Source organism: Roseomonas sp. SRI_022, from assembly GCF_057586215.1.
In genome coordinates this window covers 195,584-214,165 of record NZ_JBYCZL010000002.1, presented here as the reverse complement: position 1 = coordinate 214,165, position 18,582 = coordinate 195,584, and the positions used below count along the sequence as shown (strand labels likewise).

Sequence of the window (18,582 nt, the reverse complement as noted above, 5' to 3'; positions counted from 1 at the left end):
CGTCTCATGCCGTAGCGTGATCACACTTTGCTGGCGCCGCGCCAGCCTCCTGTGAAGGATCAGCCCCCATGCGCTTGCCGTCCCCCCGCATCACCGGCTTGGCCGCGCTGGCCGGCGCCGCGCTGTCGCTGCTCTCGGCCTGGCCGGTCCAGGCCGGCGCGACGCTCGATGCCATCCGCCGCAACGGCCATGTGCGCTGCGGCGTCTCGACCGGCGTCGCCGGCATGTCCCAGCCCGACAGCCAGGGCGTATGGCGCGGCTTTGATGCCGATATCTGCCGCGCCATGGCCGCGGCGGTGTTCGGCGACGCCGAGAAGGTCCGCTTCATCCCGACCACCGCGCAGAACCGCTTCACCGCGCTGCAGTCGGGCGAGGTGGACCTGCTCACGCGCACCACGGCGCTGACGCTAGCGCGCGACAGCCAGATGGGCCTGACCATCACCGTGCCGCACTTCTTCACCGGCCAGGGCGTGCTGGTGCGCCGCGCGGCGAATATCGCGCGCGCCACGCAGCTGGACGGTGCGACCTTCTGCGCGACGCAGGGCAGCGAGATCGAGCGCAACCTCACGGACTGGGCGCGTCAGAACAATATCCGCGTCACCACCATTCCCTTCGACACTCCGCCCACCATCCTGCAGGCCTTCCTGGCCGGGCGGTGCGACGCGATCAGCAACGACATGATCAACCTCGCCGCCAATCGCGCCGCCGCGCCCAACCCGCAGGACTTCGTGCTGCTGTCCGACCTGATCTTCAAGGAGCCGCACGGCGTGCTGGTGCGCAACGGCGACCCAGAATGGGCAGCGCTGACCCGCTGGACCGTCTTCGCGCTGATCCAGGCGGAGGAGATGGGCCTGACACGCGAGAACGTCGCGGGCATCCGCGCGAGCACGCAGGATCCCAAGATCCGCCGCTTCCTCGGCCTGACGGAGAATGTCGGCACCGGCTGGGGCCTGCCGGCGGGCTGGGCGTTCGAGGTGGTGCGCCAGGTCGGCAACTACGGCGAGGTCTTCCAGCGCGGCCCCGGCAGCGTGCTTGGCATGGATCGCGGTCCGAACCGTCCCTGGACCGAGGGCGGGCTGTTGATCTCCTGGCTCTGGCAATAGGACGCAGAACAATGGCACCGCTCGACGCACCGACCGCTCCGCGCAACAGCGACCTCGATGCTGCGCTCGCTGAGGCGCGCGAGCGCTACATCGGCGCCCGCCCGAAATCCGCCGCCGCGCATGACCGCGCCCGCGCCGTGCTGCCCGGCGGCAATACCAGGTCCGTGCTGTTCTACACGCCCTTTCCGACCGCAATGGCGAAGGGCGAAGGCTGCTGGCTGGAAGACATCGACGGCCACCACTACCTCGACCTCGTGGGCGAATTCACCGCCGGGCTGTTCGGGCATTCCAACCCGCGCATCAAGGCGGTGCTGGCGGCGACGATCGCGAACGGCCTGAACCTGGCCGGCGTGGGCGAGAACGAGGCGCGTTTCGCGGAGATTCTTTGCGCGCGGTTCCCCTCGCTGGAGCGCGTGCGCTTCACCAACAGCGGCACCGAGGCGAACCTGATGGCGCTGGCCGCGGCGCGCCACCGCACCGGGCGGTCGAAGATCCTCGGCTTCCATGGCGGCTACCATGGCGGGGCGATGACCTTCGCGGGCGGCGGCAATCCCGTGAACGCGCCGTTTCCGGTGGTGCTCGCGCAGTACAACGACATCGACGGTGCGGTGGCGCTGATCCGCGATCACGCGGCGGACCTCGCGGCCGTGATCCTGGAACCGATGATGGGCGGTGGCGGCTGTATCCCTGCCACGCGCGACTTCCTGCTGGCGCTGCGCGCCGCCGCGACCGAGGCCAGCGCGGTGCTGATCTTCGACGAGGTCATGACCAGCCGACACAGCGCCGGCGGCCTGCAGCGCCTGCACGGCGTCACACCCGACCTCACGACGCTCGGCAAGTACATGGCCGGCGGGATGTCGTTCGGCGCCTTCGGCGGTGCGGCGGAGGTGATGTCGGTGTTCGATGGCTACCGCGCCGGATCGATGCCGCATTCGGGCACCTTCAACAACAACGTGCTGTCGATGGCCGCCGGCTGCGTCGCGATGGGCGAGATCTTCGACGATGCAGCGGCGGAAGCCCTTCGCGCACGCGGCGAGGCGCTGCGCGATGCACTGAATGCGGCCTGCGCCAAGCATGGCGTGGCGATGCAGTTCACCGGCATCGGCAGCATGATGCAGCCGCATTTCCGTACCGGGCAGATCCTGCGCCCCTATGTCGCGACGGCGGAGGAGGACGCGCTGCGCGAGCTGTTCTTCCTCGATATGCTGGCGGGCGGGCTGTACCTCGCGCGGCGCGGCATGGTGGCACTGAGCCTGCCTGTCGGGGATGCCGAGTGCGCGCGCTTCGTCGCGTCGGTGGAGGAGTTCTGCGCGTCGCGCAAGCCATTGCTTGCCAAGGCCTGAAGCCGCACGTGTTTCGCCACGGGGCGCCGGCCGCAGGCCGGATTAGAGCGAACTCTGCGGACATCTCCCAGCCGAAGCGCCGAGCGAGGCACGCGCAAGGCCGCGCCGCCTGAACCTGGAGGAGGTGCGACTCGGTACAAGCGGTCTCCATCTCGCAAGCGTGGTCGACGGTCGCGGGGTCAGCGGTGGGAATCGGGCGACGAAGGTCGCTGGCGCGCGTGTCCTCTGGACGAAGCGCTCTTGCGATTGGTGAGCCAGATGTTCCTCAGACGTCCTGATGAGGATCTTACTAGACGCGCATCACGGGCGTGCTTCGCCCAGCTCAGATTTCATATACTAGCTCAGGGACAATGACTTCCCATGCTGTCCGCTTGAGGGCGGAATGGTATTCCTCGACGGAATCCTCGCGCCTCCGCGAGATTACCGCAAGCACCTTGCCCCGAAGAAACCTCGCTCCTTGGGGCGCGCGATGTTTCTGCGCTAGTCGACCTACCGTGACGCCGGCCGCGTCGATGATGTCCCATCGATCGCCATCGCGACGAAGGCTCACGGGATCGCCTGGGTTCAACCTCGCAATTGCGTCAAGCGCAGGATGTCGGTCTCGCAAGCGTCCGGCGTAAGACAGATCGACCTGGCTCAGGTCAAGCTGTTGGTACACCCGCCGGCAGTCGGAAACGTCGATCGAAGACTCGTCGATCTCCCTCACCAGGAAACAGGAAGCATCGAGGTCTCGCAAAATCGCATGTCTCGTGTTCTGTGAGACCAGCGCCAAGGTCCGTCGCGCGCGGGTCATTGCGACGTAGTATAGCCGCCTAGCAGCAGCGCGATCCTCGCCGCGTGAAACTTTGTCCCAGCCGCCGTCGAGAACAACGACGTCGTCGAACTCGAGACCCTTCGCCCGGTGGGCGGTCAGAAGAAGGAGGCCTGCCTGTCGCTTCCTTGCCTCTCGGCCCCATTCGGCGAGCCATTCGATTACGTCGTGGGGCGCCGTCTCACGCTCACCGAGTTCCTGACTGAACTGCTCGATCCCCTCCGCGAGCAACGACCACCATGGTCCGCTCGGCTGCTGCCTCAGCCATGACACTGTCTCTGCAGCGCTGATGCCCGAAGCGGGGCGGTCACGCAGCCATTCGACGAGGCATCGAGTCTCGCGAAGGCGCCAGAAGCCAGGCGCATCCTCGTTTGCCATTTGGACCGGAATTCCGCGCGCTTCGCAGTAGCTGCGGACCGGCTGCAGGTAACTCCACTCGCGTGCGACAACAGCGGCGCCAGCCCATCGCCAGTGCGGGACTATATGTGCGAGCCGCTCGAGTTCACGCACGGCGACCACCGCTTGCCCTAGTTGGTCCGTCCGGGCCGCGAGGACTTGGACGCGCCCCTGTGCGACCGGGTCCAGCGTCTCGAGTCGGCCGCCTCCGGGTTCCCGCCGTCGCTTGCGATCGACGACAATGTCGTGCCCGGATTTCATTCGGTCGGGCGCCGGTCCAATTACGAGGTTCGCCGCCCGGACAATGTTCGCCGTCGACCGGTAGTTCTCCAGCAAGTGCACAGGACGGGCCGCGTAGTCCGCCTCGAAGCGCCGGATGAACTCGACTGACGCGCCCGAGAACGCGTAAATGTTTTGGTCGTCATCGCCGACCGCGAAGAGGCTCAGGCGGCGGTCCTCGTCCTCTAGCGAGCGCCCCGCGACGGCAGCAATCAGCTCGTACTCATCAGCGCCGATATCCTGGTACTCGTCTACCAAGATCCATCGGTAGCCCTCGACCAATGTGTCCCTCTGCGCTTCGGCCTCCTCCTTCGCCAACCCATCACCGCGGATGAGCGACACCGCGTCGCGGAGGATCCGGTCGAACGCGTTCGGGTTGAGCCGCTCGGCCTGCCCCGAGAAACTCGCCCCGACGAGACGCATCGCAAGGCCGTGGCAGGTCGACACCGTTATGCCCCGTGCGTCCTCGCCAAGGAGTTCCTGAAGTCGGCGGCGTATCTCCGCCGCGGCATGCCGATTGTAAACAAGTACAAGTACGCCACGTGGGTCCTCCCGCCGTACCCGGAGCAGGTAGGCAATGCGATGCACAAGAACGCGGGTCTTGCCAGAACCGGGTCCCGCCAGGACGAGGACGCTTGTCTGTTCCCTGTCGTCCGCCACGATGCGGGACTGCATCGCATTCTCCAGCGCTTCGACGATTCTGCGCCACGACTCCGGCGTCGTTTGGCGGCGGATCTCCGCCGACCGGCCGGGAATCCAGCGATCGACGAAGGCTTGGCGATCGAGTCTGAAGTAGTCGTCTGCGAGCCGGAGTGCCTCGCCACTGGAGGCAAGCCCGCGTCGTGCGTATTCGGCGATGATGTGCGTCTGCAGCGTTTGCTCGTCGTAGTGCAGGCGGAGTGGCTCGAAGTCCGCGTTGGTAAACTGCCGACGGCCGGGCTCGAGGTGAACCGTTATCGCTGCTCGGAATATCGCGAGTCCCTTGCCGAGGGTGATCACCTCCTGTTCGTGGAGCCAAAGGAGCGCCCGGTCGAGCAGCCTGGATACATCGCTCACCTCGACACGCAGCTCCAAGTCACTCGCCAAAGCGCCGGTGAGCGCTCCGAGGGTTGTGAGTACGCGGACGTCATGCGTCACGCCTCCTGCGTCGGTTGGGTGGCTAGATGTCGGTGGGATCAGTGCGCCGTGCGGCGCTGCCGGCGGCGAGGCCCATGCGCATGGCCAGCAGCAGTTCGGCCGCCGCCCAGCCGGTCGCACCCATCTCGCGGGCGGTGGCGAGTGCGGCCGGCAGGTCGAGGTCGAAGCCAGCCATCGTCGCAGTGGCGCAGGTGGTGCCGGCGGCCCAGCAGGCGGCGCCCTCGGCGCTGGCAGGGGCATCGGCGGCGTAGGGACAGGCGAGGCCGCAGTCGCGATCGAGGGCCGCGCAGCCGCGGCAGTAGTCAGGGCCCTGGCCGAAATGCCATTCGGCCCGAGCCCTCAGCCGTTTCCCTCCAACGCCACGGCGGCGACCGGGCCTGTCGCACGGTCCCAAAAGGCGGCAGCCATCTCGTCCATGTCCATCAGACGCTCGACGGCCTCGGGCGAGAGCAGCAGCGGCTTGCCGGCAGCGTCGCCGACACCCTCCCAGGCGGTGACGGCGTGGCGGGCCAGCGCCTTGACCAGGAAGGCGAAGGCCAGGCCGCGGGCCATGTCTGGGTCGAGGTCTTCGGACGCGGCCCGCAGTGCGCCAAGGCGGCGGGCGGAGCCGGCCTGAGCGGCGGCCATGACGGCGGTGGTGACGGGTCGGATTTCCACGCGGACGCCGCGCGGCAGGTCGAGCCAGTAGGGTTCAGTGGGCAGATCGAGGGTGAGCATAGACTTCTCCATTGGCGACAAGCGCGCTCAAGCGCCGCATTCGAGAGGCGATCAAAAGGCTTGCTTACGAAGACGCGGTGGGCGCAGCTTGACGAGCACTCCGCCTTGCCTTGGCGTCTGGCGATCCGGCCGCCAGCAGGTCCGGTGGAGGATGGCGACGATGGCTCCCGAAGCCAGTGTTCCGGACCCTGCTGCAGCCCTACTGCGCATTGCTGGGGGCATGCGGGCGTCGCAGGCGCTTCACGTCGCCGCAGCGCTCGATGTTGCCGGCCGTCTCGCTGCCGGTCCCTGCGACGCGACCGCACTAGCCGCGGCAACCGGCGCCGATCCTGTCGCTCTGAATCGCCTGATGCGCTGTCTCGTGGCGCTCGGCGTCTTTGCCGAGCCCGAGCCCGGCCGCTTCGCACTTACCCCTATTGGCGACAAGCTCCGCGCCGACGCGCCTGGCTCGATCCGGCCTGCCGTGCTTTGGATGGCGAGCGACCTACGATGGCGTTGCTGGGGCAACCTGATGCACAGCGTTCGCACGGGCGAGCCAGCTTCCTCGTCGATCGTCGGCCCTGACGTCTTCGCTTGGTATGCAGACAACCCCGAGGATGCGGCACTTCATGTCGGCGCCATGGCAATCTTTGCCGCCGCAAGATCGAGCGCCGTACTCGCCGCCTTCGACTTCTCGCGCTTCACAAGAATCTTGGATGTGGGCGGCGGCAACGGCCGCTTCCTCGCCGAGGTCCTCGCCGCGAACCCCACCGTTGCCGGAATCCTGTTTGACATGCCGCATGTGATCGAGGGCGCATCGCCGCTGCTCGCGGCCCCTGATATCGCGACACGCTGCGATGTGGTGAGTGGAAGCTTTTTCGAGGCGCTGCCTGAGGAAGCCGATGCCTGCCTGCTGAACCAGGTGATCCATGACTGGGACGACGACCGCGCGGCGGCAATCCTCGCGGTGTGCCACACGGCGCTGCCACCGGACGGCTCATTGCTCCTAGTTGAACGAGTCATGCCTGAGCGCGGGGAGGGCCAGCCGCCCGAGCCTTTCCTGCTGGACATGGAGATGCTCGTAATGACGCCCGGCGGCCGCGAGCGTACCGAGGCCGAGTTCTGCGCGTTGCTGTCACGGGCGGGCTTCGCTGTGCGGCAGATCGTCGGCACCGCCCTGGCCGTCAGCATTATCGAGGCGACGCCCGCCTAGCGCCGCTGCGTTCGCCTCGCCGCGCCTCGCCTCGTCCATACGATGTAGGAGGTAGCCTTGCACAAGCATACACCGATCACGCGCCGGGCATGCCTCGGCCTGGGTCTGGCCGCCCTTTCGGGCATGCCGGGTCGAGGTGCGGCACGAGCGCAGCCGAGCAGGGCGTTCCGGCCGTCGCGTATTATCGTACCGGGTGCAGCGGGCGGCGCGCCGGATCTCGGTGCCCGCCTCCTAGCCGACGGGCTTGCCCGCCGACGCGGCCACGCTCTGGTAGTGGAGAACCGAGTGGGTGCCGACGGCATCATCGGGGCAGAGGCCTTCGCGCGGACCGGTCCTGGCGAGGCGCTGTTCTACAGCGTCCTCAACGTCGTGACGGTGCTGCCGCTCGGAGCCGATCGGCTGCCCTATGACCCAGACGCGGACTTCGTGCCGATCCATGCCGGCACGACGGACTTCCTGGGCATCGTGGTCCGGGGGACGTCGCCGGCGCGCAGCGTCGCGGAGTTGGCCGACCATGCGCGTGCGAGGCCGGGGGCGCTGAACTGGTATGCACCTTCCGGGACCGCGGCATACCTCGTTTGCAAGGACTTCATGCGAGGCGCCGGCGGCCTCGACATGAACTATGTGCCCTACAGCCGCCCTCCCCAGGCCCTTCTCGATCTCGCCGCTGGACGCCTCGACATGGTGCTGCTGCCGCTCGCATCGATCACGCCCCTGCTTCAGGATGGGCAGCTGCGGCTGTTGGCAACGACGGGCCGGACCCGGGCCCCGGCGGCGCCCGACGTGCCGACCGTGGCAGAAGCCGGGTTCCCGTTACTCGAGATCGAAGGCATCCATGGCCTGTTCGGATGGCGCGGCATGCCGGAAGCAGCCCGCACGGAACTAGCCGAGCAGGCCTGGGCAACCCTGACGGAATCCGCGACCGCTGGTCGCCTCCTCGCCGCTGGCATGGAGGTGCGTGGGGCGTCTTCGCCAACGGAGTTCACGGCTGAGATTGCCGCGCATCGCACTAGGTGGGCGGCGCTCGCGCGGGAGTTCGGATTGAGGCCGGCGAATTGAGCTGCAGCCGTAGGGGCCGCTGCCGCCCTGGTACGAAGCGGAGCCGAAAAACGCCATGACAATCCTGATCGATGTCATGGAGTGCATTCTCCTTAAGGAACGTCACAATGGGCAGGAGATCCTTTCTAAGTGGTGCAGCGGCGCTGATGGCCGCAGGTGAAGCGGCGGTGCGATCCGTCTCCAATACCGCTGCGGCGCAGGGCCCAGCGGCAGCCGCGGGCGAGATCGTTGTGACTCTGCTGGGCACCGGCTCTCCGGAACCCAGTGCGACGCGTTTCGGGCCAGCAACTTTGGTGCAGGCTGGTGGACTAGCGCTCCTGTTCGATACCGGCCGGGGAGTGACGGTGCGCCTTCACCAGTTGCGCATGTCCTTCGGAAGGGGCCTCGATGTCGTTTTCCTGACCCACTACCACTCCGACCACCTGGCCGGCCTGCCGGATCTCTGGCTGACCGGCTATCTGCGTGGCGCGCCGTTCGCATCTCGCGGCAGGCCACTCAAGCTCTGGGGGCCGTCAGACGGCACTACGCCCAGCCCGCTGACGCGCCTCGCGAACGGCCTGCGAGAGGCTTTCGCGGCCGACATCCGCATGCGCGTTGCCGAAGAAGGCATCGACATCGCCGCGACTGGCATCGAAACGCACGATTTCCAAGGCGACGGCATCGTGTTTGAGGAAGCTGGCGTGAAGGTCACCGCCTTCGCAGTCGACCATGGGAATTTGATAAAGCCATCGGTCGGCTATCGCATCGACTACGGATCGCGGTCGGTCACCATCTCAGGCGACACTCAGCCAGACGAGAACCTCATCAAGCATGCGGCCGGCACTGACGTCCTGATTCATGAGGTCCTGGCGATAGCGCCGGATTGGGCAGGGCGGCCTGAGTTCAGGTCTGTTATCGAGCATCACACCTCGCCTGAGGATGCCGGTCGCGCGTTCACCCGGGTGAACCCGAGGCTTGCAGTTTACACGCACTTCATCCTGATCGCGACCGGCGGTGCGGAGATCGTCCCACGCACGCGGAGTACCTATGCCGGCCCTTTGGAGGCCGGAGAGGATCTTATGCGCATCACCATCGAAGATGAAGTGAAGGTCCGGCGTTGGGATGCTCAGCGGCGGGGATATCCCGCCTGAGCGGTAATCGCGCAGCTCTGCCGCCGCGAGCTCCAGTTTGTGCCAGGAACGCCGCCGGCGATTGGGGAACTCGTGATTTACGGAACAGGAAGTCGGGCGGCTGCGGCTGGCAAGAAGCTCCGCTGAGATCTCAGGCCCGTTGTTCGCGCCGAACTGGCTTTATCTGCCGGTCATCGGGTTCACGTGTACTTTGCTCAGCGCCGAGATCACAGGAGAGGAACGGCATGCGCCGCCAGTTGCTGCCGGGCGCGGTGCCGTAGGTGGTCTCGGGGAGCATGAGCAGACGGCAATTTGCGCCGATGGCACGGGGCATGAGCTTTTCTCCGGGAAAGAGATCAGGCCAGCGGCGAGCCGGCGACGGTGAACCAGAGGGTGATGGGGATCGAGGCGGCGCGGGCCCCGGCAGCCCCCTCGAGCTCCACATCCTCGAAGGTGGCGCTGCCGGGCTGCGCCCAGCTACCGGGTTGAGGTTCAGGCCTCGATGGCTGTGGCATTGCCGGACACCGATGCCGAGGTCGATCCAGTGCCGACCAGCGGCGGCGGCCGAAAGCCGGAGCCGGGGTTGGACCGGCTGAGCAATATCATCCAGGCGTTCAACGACCAGTTTGGGAACGTCGACTGGAAGGACGGGGACAAGATCCGGAAGGTGATCACCGAGGAGTTGCCGGCCAAGGTGTCCGCGGACAAGGCCTTTCAGAACGCGGTCCGAAACTCCGATCGGCAGAATGCCCGAATCGAGCATGACGCAGCTCTGCAACGGGCGATGAACGACCTCGTCGCGGACCACGTTGAGCTCTTCAAGATGTTCCAGGACGATCCGTCGTTCCGGAAATTCCTGACGGACAACATTTTTGCCGCCACCTATCGGCCCGATAAGGGGGCCGGCTCGGGAGCGTCGGCGCCCTGAGTTGGCGCCCGGTTGTGATCGGCAGGCGTAGCCGGCCGCAACTCCCGGCAGAAGGCGCCGGTTAGGATGCCAACAAAATCAATGCGTTGTAGGGTTGGGAACTAATCGCCCGAGTCCCAAGGTGCGGAGAGAATTGGCCGGTCGGAGAGAGAGAATGCCGCTCCGGGTCCGGTGGCTTTCCCGACCTACACGCGAGAAGTCCCGCCAAACCTGGGCCTGACAGTGACCGCGCAGCTGTGCGGAGAACGAGGTTGGAAAACCGATTGGAGCAGGTGAGGGGATTCGAACCCTCACCCCCGGGGTCGCCGGGACGTAACCGACGTTCGGCATAAGCCGATGCGTGTCCCCGCATCCCGAAATCGAAATAGTAACGGCTTCGTCGGTTTTGTGTCGGGTGTCATGCTACGAGGGCGATATCTGTCGCTGCCAGCAGCGGCGCCCCGGTCAGTATCGCAATCGCCAGCGAAGGGGCCCCACCCGCCCCGTCGGCGTCCCAGAGAAGTGACCCCGTGGCGGCCACGTAGACGAACTGCGGGGCCAAGCCGACGGCCACTGCGCTGGATACAAAGTTGCCAGCACCGAGTATTCCGATTGGCAACAGACCACCAAAGCCAGCCGTCGATATCTCGATCCGGTCCGATGCGGTCGTGAAATCCTCGATGCGGTCGATACCCTCCGCCGATGTCCCGAAGCGGAAGACGTCGCCTCCCGCGCCGCCGGTCAGCACGTCGTCACCGGCGCCGCCGAGCAGGGTGTCGGCGCCGGCCTCGCCCAACAGCGTATCGTTGCCCCACAGGCCGGCGAGCAGATCGGCTCTGGCATTTCCGGCGATCGCGTTCCCCAGGTTGTTGCCGGTGAAGTCGTGGCGGATCGCGTTGAGGCCAAACACCGCTTCGACCTCATATGCGAGCACGTAGGCCGCAGCTGCGGTCGCCACGACGTCAAAGCCGCCTCCCGGTCCCTCCACGACGGCTTCGGTCGCCTGGTCGAGAACAAAGAGGTCGTCGCCCGCACCACCGGCAAGGCGATCCAGCCCGGTGCCGCCGTACAGCGTGTCGTTGCCCGCACCACCTTCCAGCGTATCGGCACCGGCCTCCCCCAGCAGCGTGTTGGCGAGGGCATTCCCGATCAGCCGGTTGTTCCGCGCATTGCCGACGCCGTCTGCGGCCACACCGATCAGCGTCAGGTTCTCGAGGTTGGCGGCGAGGGTGTACGCGACTCTGGCGACGACCCCGTCAAGGCCGGCGCCGGCGGTTTCGACGACGACATCGGCTGGGTCGTCGACCATGTAGACGTCGTCGCCCAGCCCGCCGGACATGCTGTCGTTGCCCGCACCACCTTCCAGCGTATCGGCACCGGCCTCCCCCAGCAGCGTGTTGGCGAGGGCATTCCCGATCAGCCGGTTGTTCCGCGCATTGCCGACGCCGTCTGCGGCCACACCGATCAGCGTCAGGTTCTCCAGGTTGGCGGCGAGGGTGTACGCGACTCTGGCGACGACCCCGTCAAAGCCGGCGCCGGCGGCTTCGATGACGACATCGGCTGGGTCGTCGACCATGTAGATGTCGTCGCCCAGCCCGCCAGACATAATGTCAGCACCGACACCGCCGTTGAGCGTGTCGGCGCCGATGAAGCCACGGAGCGTATCATCATCGCCGAAGCCGAGGATGCTGTCGTCGTGGCGGGTGCCGACGAGGCTGTCCGCGCCAATCGCACCGAGGATGATCCAGCCCTTGATGACTACGACAGCCTGGTCCACGCGCAGCGTGGCCTGCCCCTTTGTCAGGGTGCGGATGCCGCCGGCGCTTCCCGCATCGATCCAGCCGTGATCGAGCAGCGTCAGGGTGTCACCGGCATTACCGGTGACGCGGAGCGTGTTCGACGTGTCGGACAGGTTCAGCACTTCGAGGGCGGTGAGGCGCAGCGCGCTGTTGCCCACACCGGTGAGGTCGATAGCCTCGATGTGCTGAATGCGCGTGTTGGCAATGGCGGTCAGGTCGAGTGTCCTGCCGCTGGCCGTAAGCCTCAGCGTGTCGATGCCGCTGCCGCCATCGGCGCGGCGGAAGCCGGGACCGGTGACGGCGATGATGTCGTTGCCCGCACCGCCGGAGAAGGCGTCCTTGCCGCCGGCGCCACCAATAAGTGTGTCGTCGCCGAGACCGGCGACAATAACGTCGGCGCCACCAGTTCCTGTTAGCGTGTCGGCACCGGGCGTCCCGGCGTGGGTCACGGACGACGTGAAGTCGCGGCCCAACAGCACGTAACTGGCTCCAGCATTATATTCCAGATCACCCGCACCGTCGGCAAGGAAAGCACCGATGATCAAATCGTCGAAGCCGTCACCATTGATATCGCCAGCGGAGGATACCGCTTGCCCGAGCCAGTCGCCCGCATCCGCGCCATAGATCACGAACCCGCCGATCCCGGCAGCGATGTCAGCGAGGTCGATCGTCGCCCCAAAGCCGCTCGCCCGACCGAACACCACGTAGCTGGCGCCGGCGGAATCTTTCAGATTCGCCGCGCCGTCGGCGCCGCGAGCGCCGATGATCAAATCGTCGAAGCCATCGCCGTTGATATCGCCGGCGGAGGACATCGCGAAACCGGAAGTGTCATACGCATCCTCACCGTGGATCACGAACCCGCCGATCCCAGTTCCGATGTCGGAGATGTCGATCGCCTCGCCCCAGCCGCTGGCCTTGCCGAACACCACGTAGCTAGCGCCGGAGGACTTTCGCTGATTGCCCGCGCCGTCGGCCTGGGGAGCGCCAATGATCAAGTCTTCAAAGGCATCACCATTGACATCGCCGGCTGAGGACACCGCAAAGCCGGCCCAGTCCATGGTATCCTCGCCATGGATGACGAATCCGCCGACCCCGGCGGCGATGGTCGCGAGGTCGATCGCCGCCCCGAAACCGTTCGCCTGGCCGAATACCACGTAGCTGTCGCCGGCGTACGATTTCAGATTGCCCGCGCCGTCGGCGCCGCGAGCGCCGATGATCAAATCGCCAAAGCCATCGCCGTTGATATCGCCGGCGGACGCGACCGAGGTGCCGGATGTGTCGTCGAACTCCTCGCCATAGATGACGAAGCCGCCGATCCCCGCGGCGATCTCGTGAATACGCATCCCGGCGCCAAAGCCGCTTGCCCTGCCGAACACTACGTAGCTGGCACCAGCCGCGAACTCCTCTCCCGGGCCGTTGGGGCCGCTGGCCCCAAAGATCAGGTCGTCGAAGCCATCGCCGTTGATATCCCCGGCGGAGGCAACAGAACCACCAAGGTTGTCACCGTCATACTCGGATCGGAGGACGAACCCGCCGACCCCGTTCGCGATGTGGTCGAGATCGATCGCGGTGCCGACGTCGCTTGCCCTGCCCAACACAACGTAGCAATCGCCGAAGCCCAAGGACGCGCCGGTGGGAGCGGAGATGATCAGGTCATCGAGGCCATTGCCGTCAATGTCGCCAGCCCCGGCTACAGGCAAGCCGCCTCCGTAAGATAGCCGACCGCCAAAGATGGCGAACCCGCCGACTCCGTTGGCGATGTCGGCCAGGTCGATCTCCGTCCCGAAGTCACTCCCTTTGCCGAACACCACATAGCCGCCGCCTGCTCCGTACTCGACATTGCTTTTAGGATCGGCGCCGGGCGCCCCAATGATTAAGTCGTCGAAGCCATCGCCGTTGACATCTCCGGCGGATGCTACCGATAGGCCGGAGATGTCATTCGCATTCTCGCCGTGGATGACGAATCCGCCAATCCCCAGGGCGATATTGGCGAGCTCGATCGCCTCAACCATAGCCCAACTCCTCACCCCGTGAGGCAGCCGCCGCGAATGGACCCGCCGCCATCAACGGCGCGACAGAACGCTAACAGCCCCGTGATGCCACACGGTACGTTTTTCCGCGCGTCCGGACGATCCGCTCCCGGATCCCAACTCGGGGTTTCCTCCATGTCCGCCGGCTCAACCACCGCTTCGCCCGTCGCCCTCGAACTCCACGTCTCGCGCCACTTCGTCTCCTTCCTGGCGGGCCAGGGCGCGAGCCTCGCCATCACCACCTATCAGGCGGGCAAGCTCTTCCTCCTCGGCGCCAAGCCCGACGGAAAGCTCTCGGTCTTCGAACGCACGCTGCAGCGCTGCATGGGCCTCGCTGCCTCACCGGGCGCCTTACATGTCGCGACGCTCAACCAGGTCTGGCACTTCCAGGACATCCTCGCCGGGCAGGACGCCGCCGCGGCGCGTGGGCGATACGCCGGCTACGACGCGCTCTACGCGCCGCGCCGCTGCTGGGTGACCAGCGATCTTGACGTGCACGACCTCGCGCTGCCGCGTGACGGCCGGCCAGTCTTCGCCAATACGCTTTTTTCCTGCGTCGCCGCGGTGTCGGACAGCGCGAGCTTCACCCAGCTCTGGCAGCCGCGCTTCATTAGTCGCCTGGCGGCGGAGGACCGCTGCCACCTCAACGGCCTCGCGATGCAGGACGGCGCGCCGCGCTACGCCACCGTGGTCGGCGCCAGCGACGTCGCCGATGGCTGGCGCGACCACCGCAGCGGTGGCGGCCTGGTGCTCGACATCGCCAGCGGCGAGACCGCCTGTGCCGGCCTTTCCATGCCGCATTCGCCGCGGCTGCATGACGGGGTGCTCTACCTGCTGAACTCCGGCACCGGGGAGTTCGGGCGGGTGGACCTCGCCGCCGGGCGGTTCGAGCCGATCGCCTTCTGCCCGGGCTACCTGCGCGGCCTGGCCTTCCTCGGCGGGCATGCCGTGGTCGGGCTCTCCCTGCCGCGCGACAATCGAACCTTCACCGGGCTACCGCTCGACGAGGCGCTCTCCAGCCGCGGCGCGGAACCGCGCTGCGCGGTGATGGTGATCGACCTCACGACCGGGGACACCGTCCACTGGGTGCGCTTCGACGGGGTGGTGAAGGAACTTTACGACGTGGCGGTGCTGCCCGGTGTGACGCGCCCGGCGGCAATCGGCTTCCTGGGGGAGGAAATCAGCCGGTTCGTCACGATCGGGCAGTAGCCGGACTGAACTCTGTTGGGTGCAGCTCAGGGCGCGAACGCTGTCACGCGCAAGTGCGTCGCTGCGCTGCGCCCGCACCATCGTCGCTCAAGGCGGCGCAGTGTCGGACGTCTCCAGGTCGCTCCCGACACCAGCCGGACGGGATGGGCGCGGCCCAGGGCCGTCAGCCCGACAAGCGTGTTCGGTATAAGCCGATGCGTGTCCCCGATTTGAACCTGCAATCGTGGCTCTAGGGCGGTCAGCGAGGCCCAATGGCTGTTCGGTATAGAGATGTCCAGGCCCTCCAAACCTCCCCGCCAAATGCCAGTGGCATTTGGAAAGCCGTCTTTTGGTGCTGGGCAGGGGTGTGGCGCTCAGGCCCGCATGGCGTCGCCGCGCCCGCGTCAGTTCGATCCCGAGGCCGGGGCGCGTCGGCAGCGGCACTGGCCGTCCGTGCAGTTTCAGCCGCGGATTACAGCGCCTGGTCCAGGAGCCAGTCCTCGCGTCGCGCCGGTGCTGCCGTCACATGGCGCCCGTGTTCCGCCTGCCACGCCTGCACGCGCAGCTTCCCCGTCCCCAGTTCCACGAACGCGTCGATCGGGTCGTTGAAGCTGCAATGGTCGGAGTACTGGACGTTGTTCAGGACCTGGTCCGCCGCAAGGACCCTCCTGACGGTCGCACGCCAGCTCGGATGACCGATGGCGATCACGCGCTGGACGGCGTCGCCGGTCCAGTCCTTCATGCGCCCGAGCATCTCGGTGAGGCTGACTTCCTCGCCCACCCTCTCCGATGCCGCCACGACCGACACATGGCCGGCTGTCGCCTTGCCCCCGGCATGCAGGAAGACGATGCCGACACAGCTGTCGATATGCGGGAAGACGATCGCGTCGTTGCCATCCGCGGTGACGATGTCGAACATCTCGTTGCGCGCCGCCAGCGCATATTCCAGGCAGACGACATCGACCATGACGCGGCTCCGTGACGTGGGATCAGGGCGCCCGCTGTACAACTTTTACGACAATTCTGTCCCGGAACATTCCCGTGAAGCGCGCGGTCAGGCCTCGTCCGGCTGCGGGGTCCAGGGCGGGGCGACATCCGGCCGCCCCCGCCGCATGCGCCCGCGGGAAAGCTCGGTCACGACGCCATGCAGCGTACGGAGTTCCTGCTCCGTCACCTCGCCCCGCTGGAACCAGTGCCGCAGGTTCCGCACCATGCCGGGACGCTTCTCGATGTTGTCGAGAAAGCCCGTCGCATCGAGCTCGCCGACCAGCCGGTTCAGGAAGCCTTCGAGCTCGCCCTTGGTGGCGACGCGCGTCTCATTGGTCATGAGCGTGCGCGGTGGGGTGGGCTCGGCCGCCGTCCACCATTCATAGGCGAGGATCATCACCGCCTGGGCGAGGTTCAGCGACATGTGCTCGGGGTTGAGCGGGTAGCGCACGAGGGTGTCGGCGCAGGCCATGTCCTCGTTCTCGAGCCCCGCCCGTTCCGGCCCGAACAGCACCGCGGAACGCAGGTTGCGCGATGCCGTCTCCCGCAGGTCTTCCGCCGCCGCGCGCGCGGTGCGGACCGGGATGACGATGTGGCGCGGGCGCGGGCAGGTCGCGAAGACGCGGTGGCAGTCGGCGACCGCGGCGGGGACTGAATCGAACACCGTCGCGGCATCGAGGATGGCATCCGCACCCGATGCCGAGGGATAGGCGTCCTGCTGCGGCCAGCCATCGCGGGGGCTGACGATGCGCAGGTGGAAAAGCCCGCCATTGGCCATGGCGCGCGCGGTGGTGCCAATGTTGCGCGCCATCTGCGGGCGCACCAGCACGACGATCGGGCTTTCGCCGGCGGGCGGCGTCAGCGTGGCCCGGCCTTCCTTGCGCCCGCCCGTCATCGCGGCGCGGTTCGGGCGAGGATGGCGTGCGGCCGCGCGGTGGCGAAGCGCGTCACGCGCAGGCGGTTGGGTCCGGCCATGGCGGCAAGGTCACGCACGGCGCCAGGTGGTGCCGGCGGGCCCGTCCTCCAGCAAGATGCCCTGGGCGGTCAGGTCGTCGCGGATGCGGTCGGCCTCGGCCCAGTTCCTGGCCTTGCGGGCGGCGAGGCGGGCGGCAATGGCGGCCTCGACGGCGGCCGCGTCGTCAGCGCCGCCCTGGCGCCAGGCGGCGGGGTCGCCGGTGGCCACGCCAAGGATGGCGGCGGCCTCGCGGAAGGCCGCGGCCGCCACGCCGGGCGCGGGCGGCGTGGACAAGCCGGCGCGTTCCATCGCGACGGCGGGCGAACCCCCGACCGTCACTGCATTTTCCAGCGTGCGCAGGTCGCGCAGCCGGGCAAGCGCGAGCGGCGTGTTGAGGTCATCGAGCAGCGGCGCGATGACCCAATCGGCGAGTTGCGTCGCCGTATTGCCGCCGGGTGCGGCCGGCGCGCGGGACAGCATGGCGTAATGGTCGTCGAGCTCGGCCTTCGCCTCCTGCAGCGCCTCGGCCGTGAAGTCGAGCGACTGCCGGTAATGCGTGCGCAGCAGCAGCAGGCGGAAGGCCTCCCCGGCCCAGGGACCTTCGGCGAGGATGTCGCGCACCGTGCGGAAATTGCCGAGCGACTTCGACATCTTCTCGCCGTCCACGAGCAGCATGCCGTTGTGCATCCAGTAATGCGCGAAGGCATGGCCGGGGAAGGCGCAGACGGATTGCGCAAGCTCGTTCTCGTGGTGCGGGAAAATCAGGTCGTGCCCGCCGCCATGGATGTCGAATTCCTCGCCGAGATGCTGCCACGACATGGCGGAGCATTCGATGTGCCACCCCGGCCGGCCGCGGCCCCAGGGGCTGTCCCAGCCCGGCGTCGCGTCGTCCGAGGGCTTCCACAGCACGAAGTCGCCGGCGTCGCGCTTGTAGGGCGCGACGTCGATGCGCGCACCGGCCAGCAGCTCGTCCGGGCTGCGGCCCGACAGCGCGCCGTATCGCGCGAAGGACGGCACGGAGAACAGCACATGGCCGTCCGCCGCATAGGCATGGCCATTGGCGATCAGGCGCTCGATCAGCGTGATCATCGCGGGGATGTGGCCCGTCGCGCGCGGTTCGACATCCGGCGGCAGGGCGCCGAGTGCGGCCATGTCGCGATGGAAGTCGGCGGTGGTGCGTGCGGTGATCGCCGCGATGGGCTCGCCGGACTCGCGCGACCGCGCGTTGATCTTGTCGTCCACGTCCGTGATGTTCCGGACATAGGTGACGCGCGGGTAAAGCCGCCGCAGCAGCCGCGCCAGCACGTCGAACACGACGACCGGGCGCGCATTGCCCAGATGCGCGAGGTCATAGACCGTCGGCCCGCAGACATAGAGCCGCACATGCGTCGGGTCGATCGGGCTGAAGCGGCGCTTGGTGCGCGCGGCGCTGTCGTGGATGAGAAGGTCGGTCATGGCGGTCCGGCTGGTCGGGATGGCGTCGGGCAGGCGCGCGGGGAAGGACCTTCCCCGGAAGGGCGGTTCAGCGACAGAGCGCGGACGCGCGAGGCCTGGACGCGGACATGGGTTG

Annotated in this window: 15 protein-coding genes; 7 read left to right on the top strand and 8 right to left on the bottom strand. The window is 67.3% G+C overall.

Features of this window, described 5'->3' with window-relative positions; translation table 11 throughout:
• Positions 1 to 68 precede the first annotated feature (68 nt).
• Together AC2YHJ_RS02770 and AC2YHJ_RS02765 are read left to right on the top strand one after the other, a co-directional pair.
• The gene (locus AC2YHJ_RS02770) at positions 69 to 1,103 is read left to right on the top strand and encodes an amino acid ABC transporter substrate-binding protein (RefSeq protein WP_487393816.1); all 1,035 of its coding nucleotides are present in this window, start codon (positions 69 to 71) and stop codon (positions 1,101 to 1,103) included.
• An 11-nt stretch (positions 1,104 to 1,114) separates the two neighbouring features.
• Positions 1,115 to 2,446 (top strand): aspartate aminotransferase family protein, encoded by a 1,332-nt coding sequence (locus AC2YHJ_RS02765; RefSeq protein WP_487393815.1) that lies wholly within the window; start codon positions 1,115 to 1,117, stop codon positions 2,444 to 2,446.
• A 322-nt stretch (positions 2,447 to 2,768) separates the two neighbouring features.
• Here AC2YHJ_RS02765 and AC2YHJ_RS02760 read toward each other — a convergent pair whose 3' ends face one another.
• The 3 genes from AC2YHJ_RS02760 to AC2YHJ_RS02750 form a co-directional block, all read right to left on the bottom strand.
• The gene (locus AC2YHJ_RS02760; protein ID WP_487393814.1) at positions 2,769 to 5,069 is read right to left on the bottom strand and encodes a UvrD-helicase domain-containing protein; all 2,301 of its coding nucleotides are present in this window, start codon (positions 5,067 to 5,069) and stop codon (positions 2,769 to 2,771) included.
• Between the two features lie 22 nt (positions 5,070 to 5,091).
• Positions 5,092 to 5,244: a hypothetical protein gene (locus AC2YHJ_RS02755; RefSeq protein ID WP_487393813.1), complete on the bottom strand. Its 153-nt coding sequence runs from the start codon at positions 5,242 to 5,244 to the stop codon at positions 5,092 to 5,094.
• A 164-nt stretch (positions 5,245 to 5,408) separates the two neighbouring features.
• The gene (locus AC2YHJ_RS02750) at positions 5,409 to 5,786 is read right to left on the bottom strand and encodes a hypothetical protein (protein WP_487393812.1); all 378 of its coding nucleotides are present in this window, start codon (positions 5,784 to 5,786) and stop codon (positions 5,409 to 5,411) included.
• Positions 5,787 to 5,946: 160 nt separating this feature from the next.
• Between AC2YHJ_RS02750 and AC2YHJ_RS02745 the strand changes: the two genes are divergently transcribed.
• From AC2YHJ_RS02745 to AC2YHJ_RS02735, 3 genes are all read left to right on the top strand, one after another.
• Complete coding sequence (locus tag AC2YHJ_RS02745; protein WP_487393811.1) at positions 5,947 to 6,978, top strand: methyltransferase; 1,032 nt, start codon at positions 5,947 to 5,949, stop codon at positions 6,976 to 6,978.
• Positions 6,979 to 7,101: 123 nt separating this feature from the next.
• Positions 7,102 to 8,037 carry a Bug family tripartite tricarboxylate transporter substrate binding protein gene (locus tag AC2YHJ_RS02740; protein ID WP_487393905.1) on the top strand — a complete coding sequence of 312 codons (936 nt, stop codon included), beginning with the start codon at positions 7,102 to 7,104 and terminating at the stop codon, positions 8,035 to 8,037.
• A 107-nt stretch (positions 8,038 to 8,144) separates the two neighbouring features.
• On the top strand, positions 8,145 to 9,167 hold the full coding sequence (locus AC2YHJ_RS02735; protein ID WP_487393809.1) for an MBL fold metallo-hydrolase: 1,023 nt from the start codon (positions 8,145 to 8,147) through the stop codon (positions 9,165 to 9,167).
• A gap of 130 nt (positions 9,168 to 9,297) precedes the next feature.
• On the opposite strand, the gene AC2YHJ_RS02730 is transcribed toward AC2YHJ_RS02735, so the two are convergent.
• Complete coding sequence (locus AC2YHJ_RS02730; protein WP_487393807.1) at positions 9,298 to 9,480, bottom strand: hypothetical protein; 183 nt, start codon at positions 9,478 to 9,480, stop codon at positions 9,298 to 9,300.
• 168 nt (positions 9,481 to 9,648) lie between these two features.
• On the opposite strand from AC2YHJ_RS02730, the gene AC2YHJ_RS02725 reads away from it, so the two are divergent.
• Entirely contained in the window at positions 9,649 to 10,074 is a 426-nt protein-coding gene (locus tag AC2YHJ_RS02725; protein ID WP_487393806.1) for a hypothetical protein, read from the top strand.
• Between the two features lie 397 nt (positions 10,075 to 10,471).
• On the opposite strand, the gene AC2YHJ_RS02720 is transcribed toward AC2YHJ_RS02725, so the two are convergent.
• Entirely contained in the window at positions 10,472 to 13,864 is a 3,393-nt protein-coding gene (locus tag AC2YHJ_RS02720) for a beta strand repeat-containing protein (RefSeq protein WP_487393805.1), read from the bottom strand.
• A 153-nt stretch (positions 13,865 to 14,017) separates the two neighbouring features.
• Between AC2YHJ_RS02720 and AC2YHJ_RS02715 the strand changes: the two genes are divergently transcribed.
• The gene (locus tag AC2YHJ_RS02715; protein ID WP_487393804.1) at positions 14,018 to 15,091 is read left to right on the top strand and encodes a TIGR03032 family protein; all 1,074 of its coding nucleotides are present in this window, start codon (positions 14,018 to 14,020) and stop codon (positions 15,089 to 15,091) included.
• A 451-nt stretch (positions 15,092 to 15,542) separates the two neighbouring features.
• Here AC2YHJ_RS02715 and AC2YHJ_RS02710 read toward each other — a convergent pair whose 3' ends face one another.
• From AC2YHJ_RS02710 to cysS, 3 genes are all read right to left on the bottom strand, one after another.
• Positions 15,543 to 16,037, bottom strand: coding sequence for a hypothetical protein (locus tag AC2YHJ_RS02710; protein ID WP_487393802.1), 495 nt, complete (start codon positions 16,035 to 16,037; stop codon positions 15,543 to 15,545).
• Positions 16,038 to 16,124: 87 nt separating this feature from the next.
• Positions 16,125 to 16,952 (bottom strand): RNA methyltransferase, encoded by an 828-nt coding sequence (locus AC2YHJ_RS02705; protein ID WP_487393800.1) that lies wholly within the window; start codon positions 16,950 to 16,952, stop codon positions 16,125 to 16,127.
• A 90-nt stretch (positions 16,953 to 17,042) separates the two neighbouring features.
• Positions 17,043 to 18,467, bottom strand: a complete 1,425-nt coding sequence (gene cysS, locus AC2YHJ_RS02700; RefSeq protein ID WP_487393799.1) for a cysteine--tRNA ligase — start codon at positions 18,465 to 18,467, stop codon at positions 17,043 to 17,045.
• Positions 18,468 to 18,582: the final 115 nt, after the last annotated feature.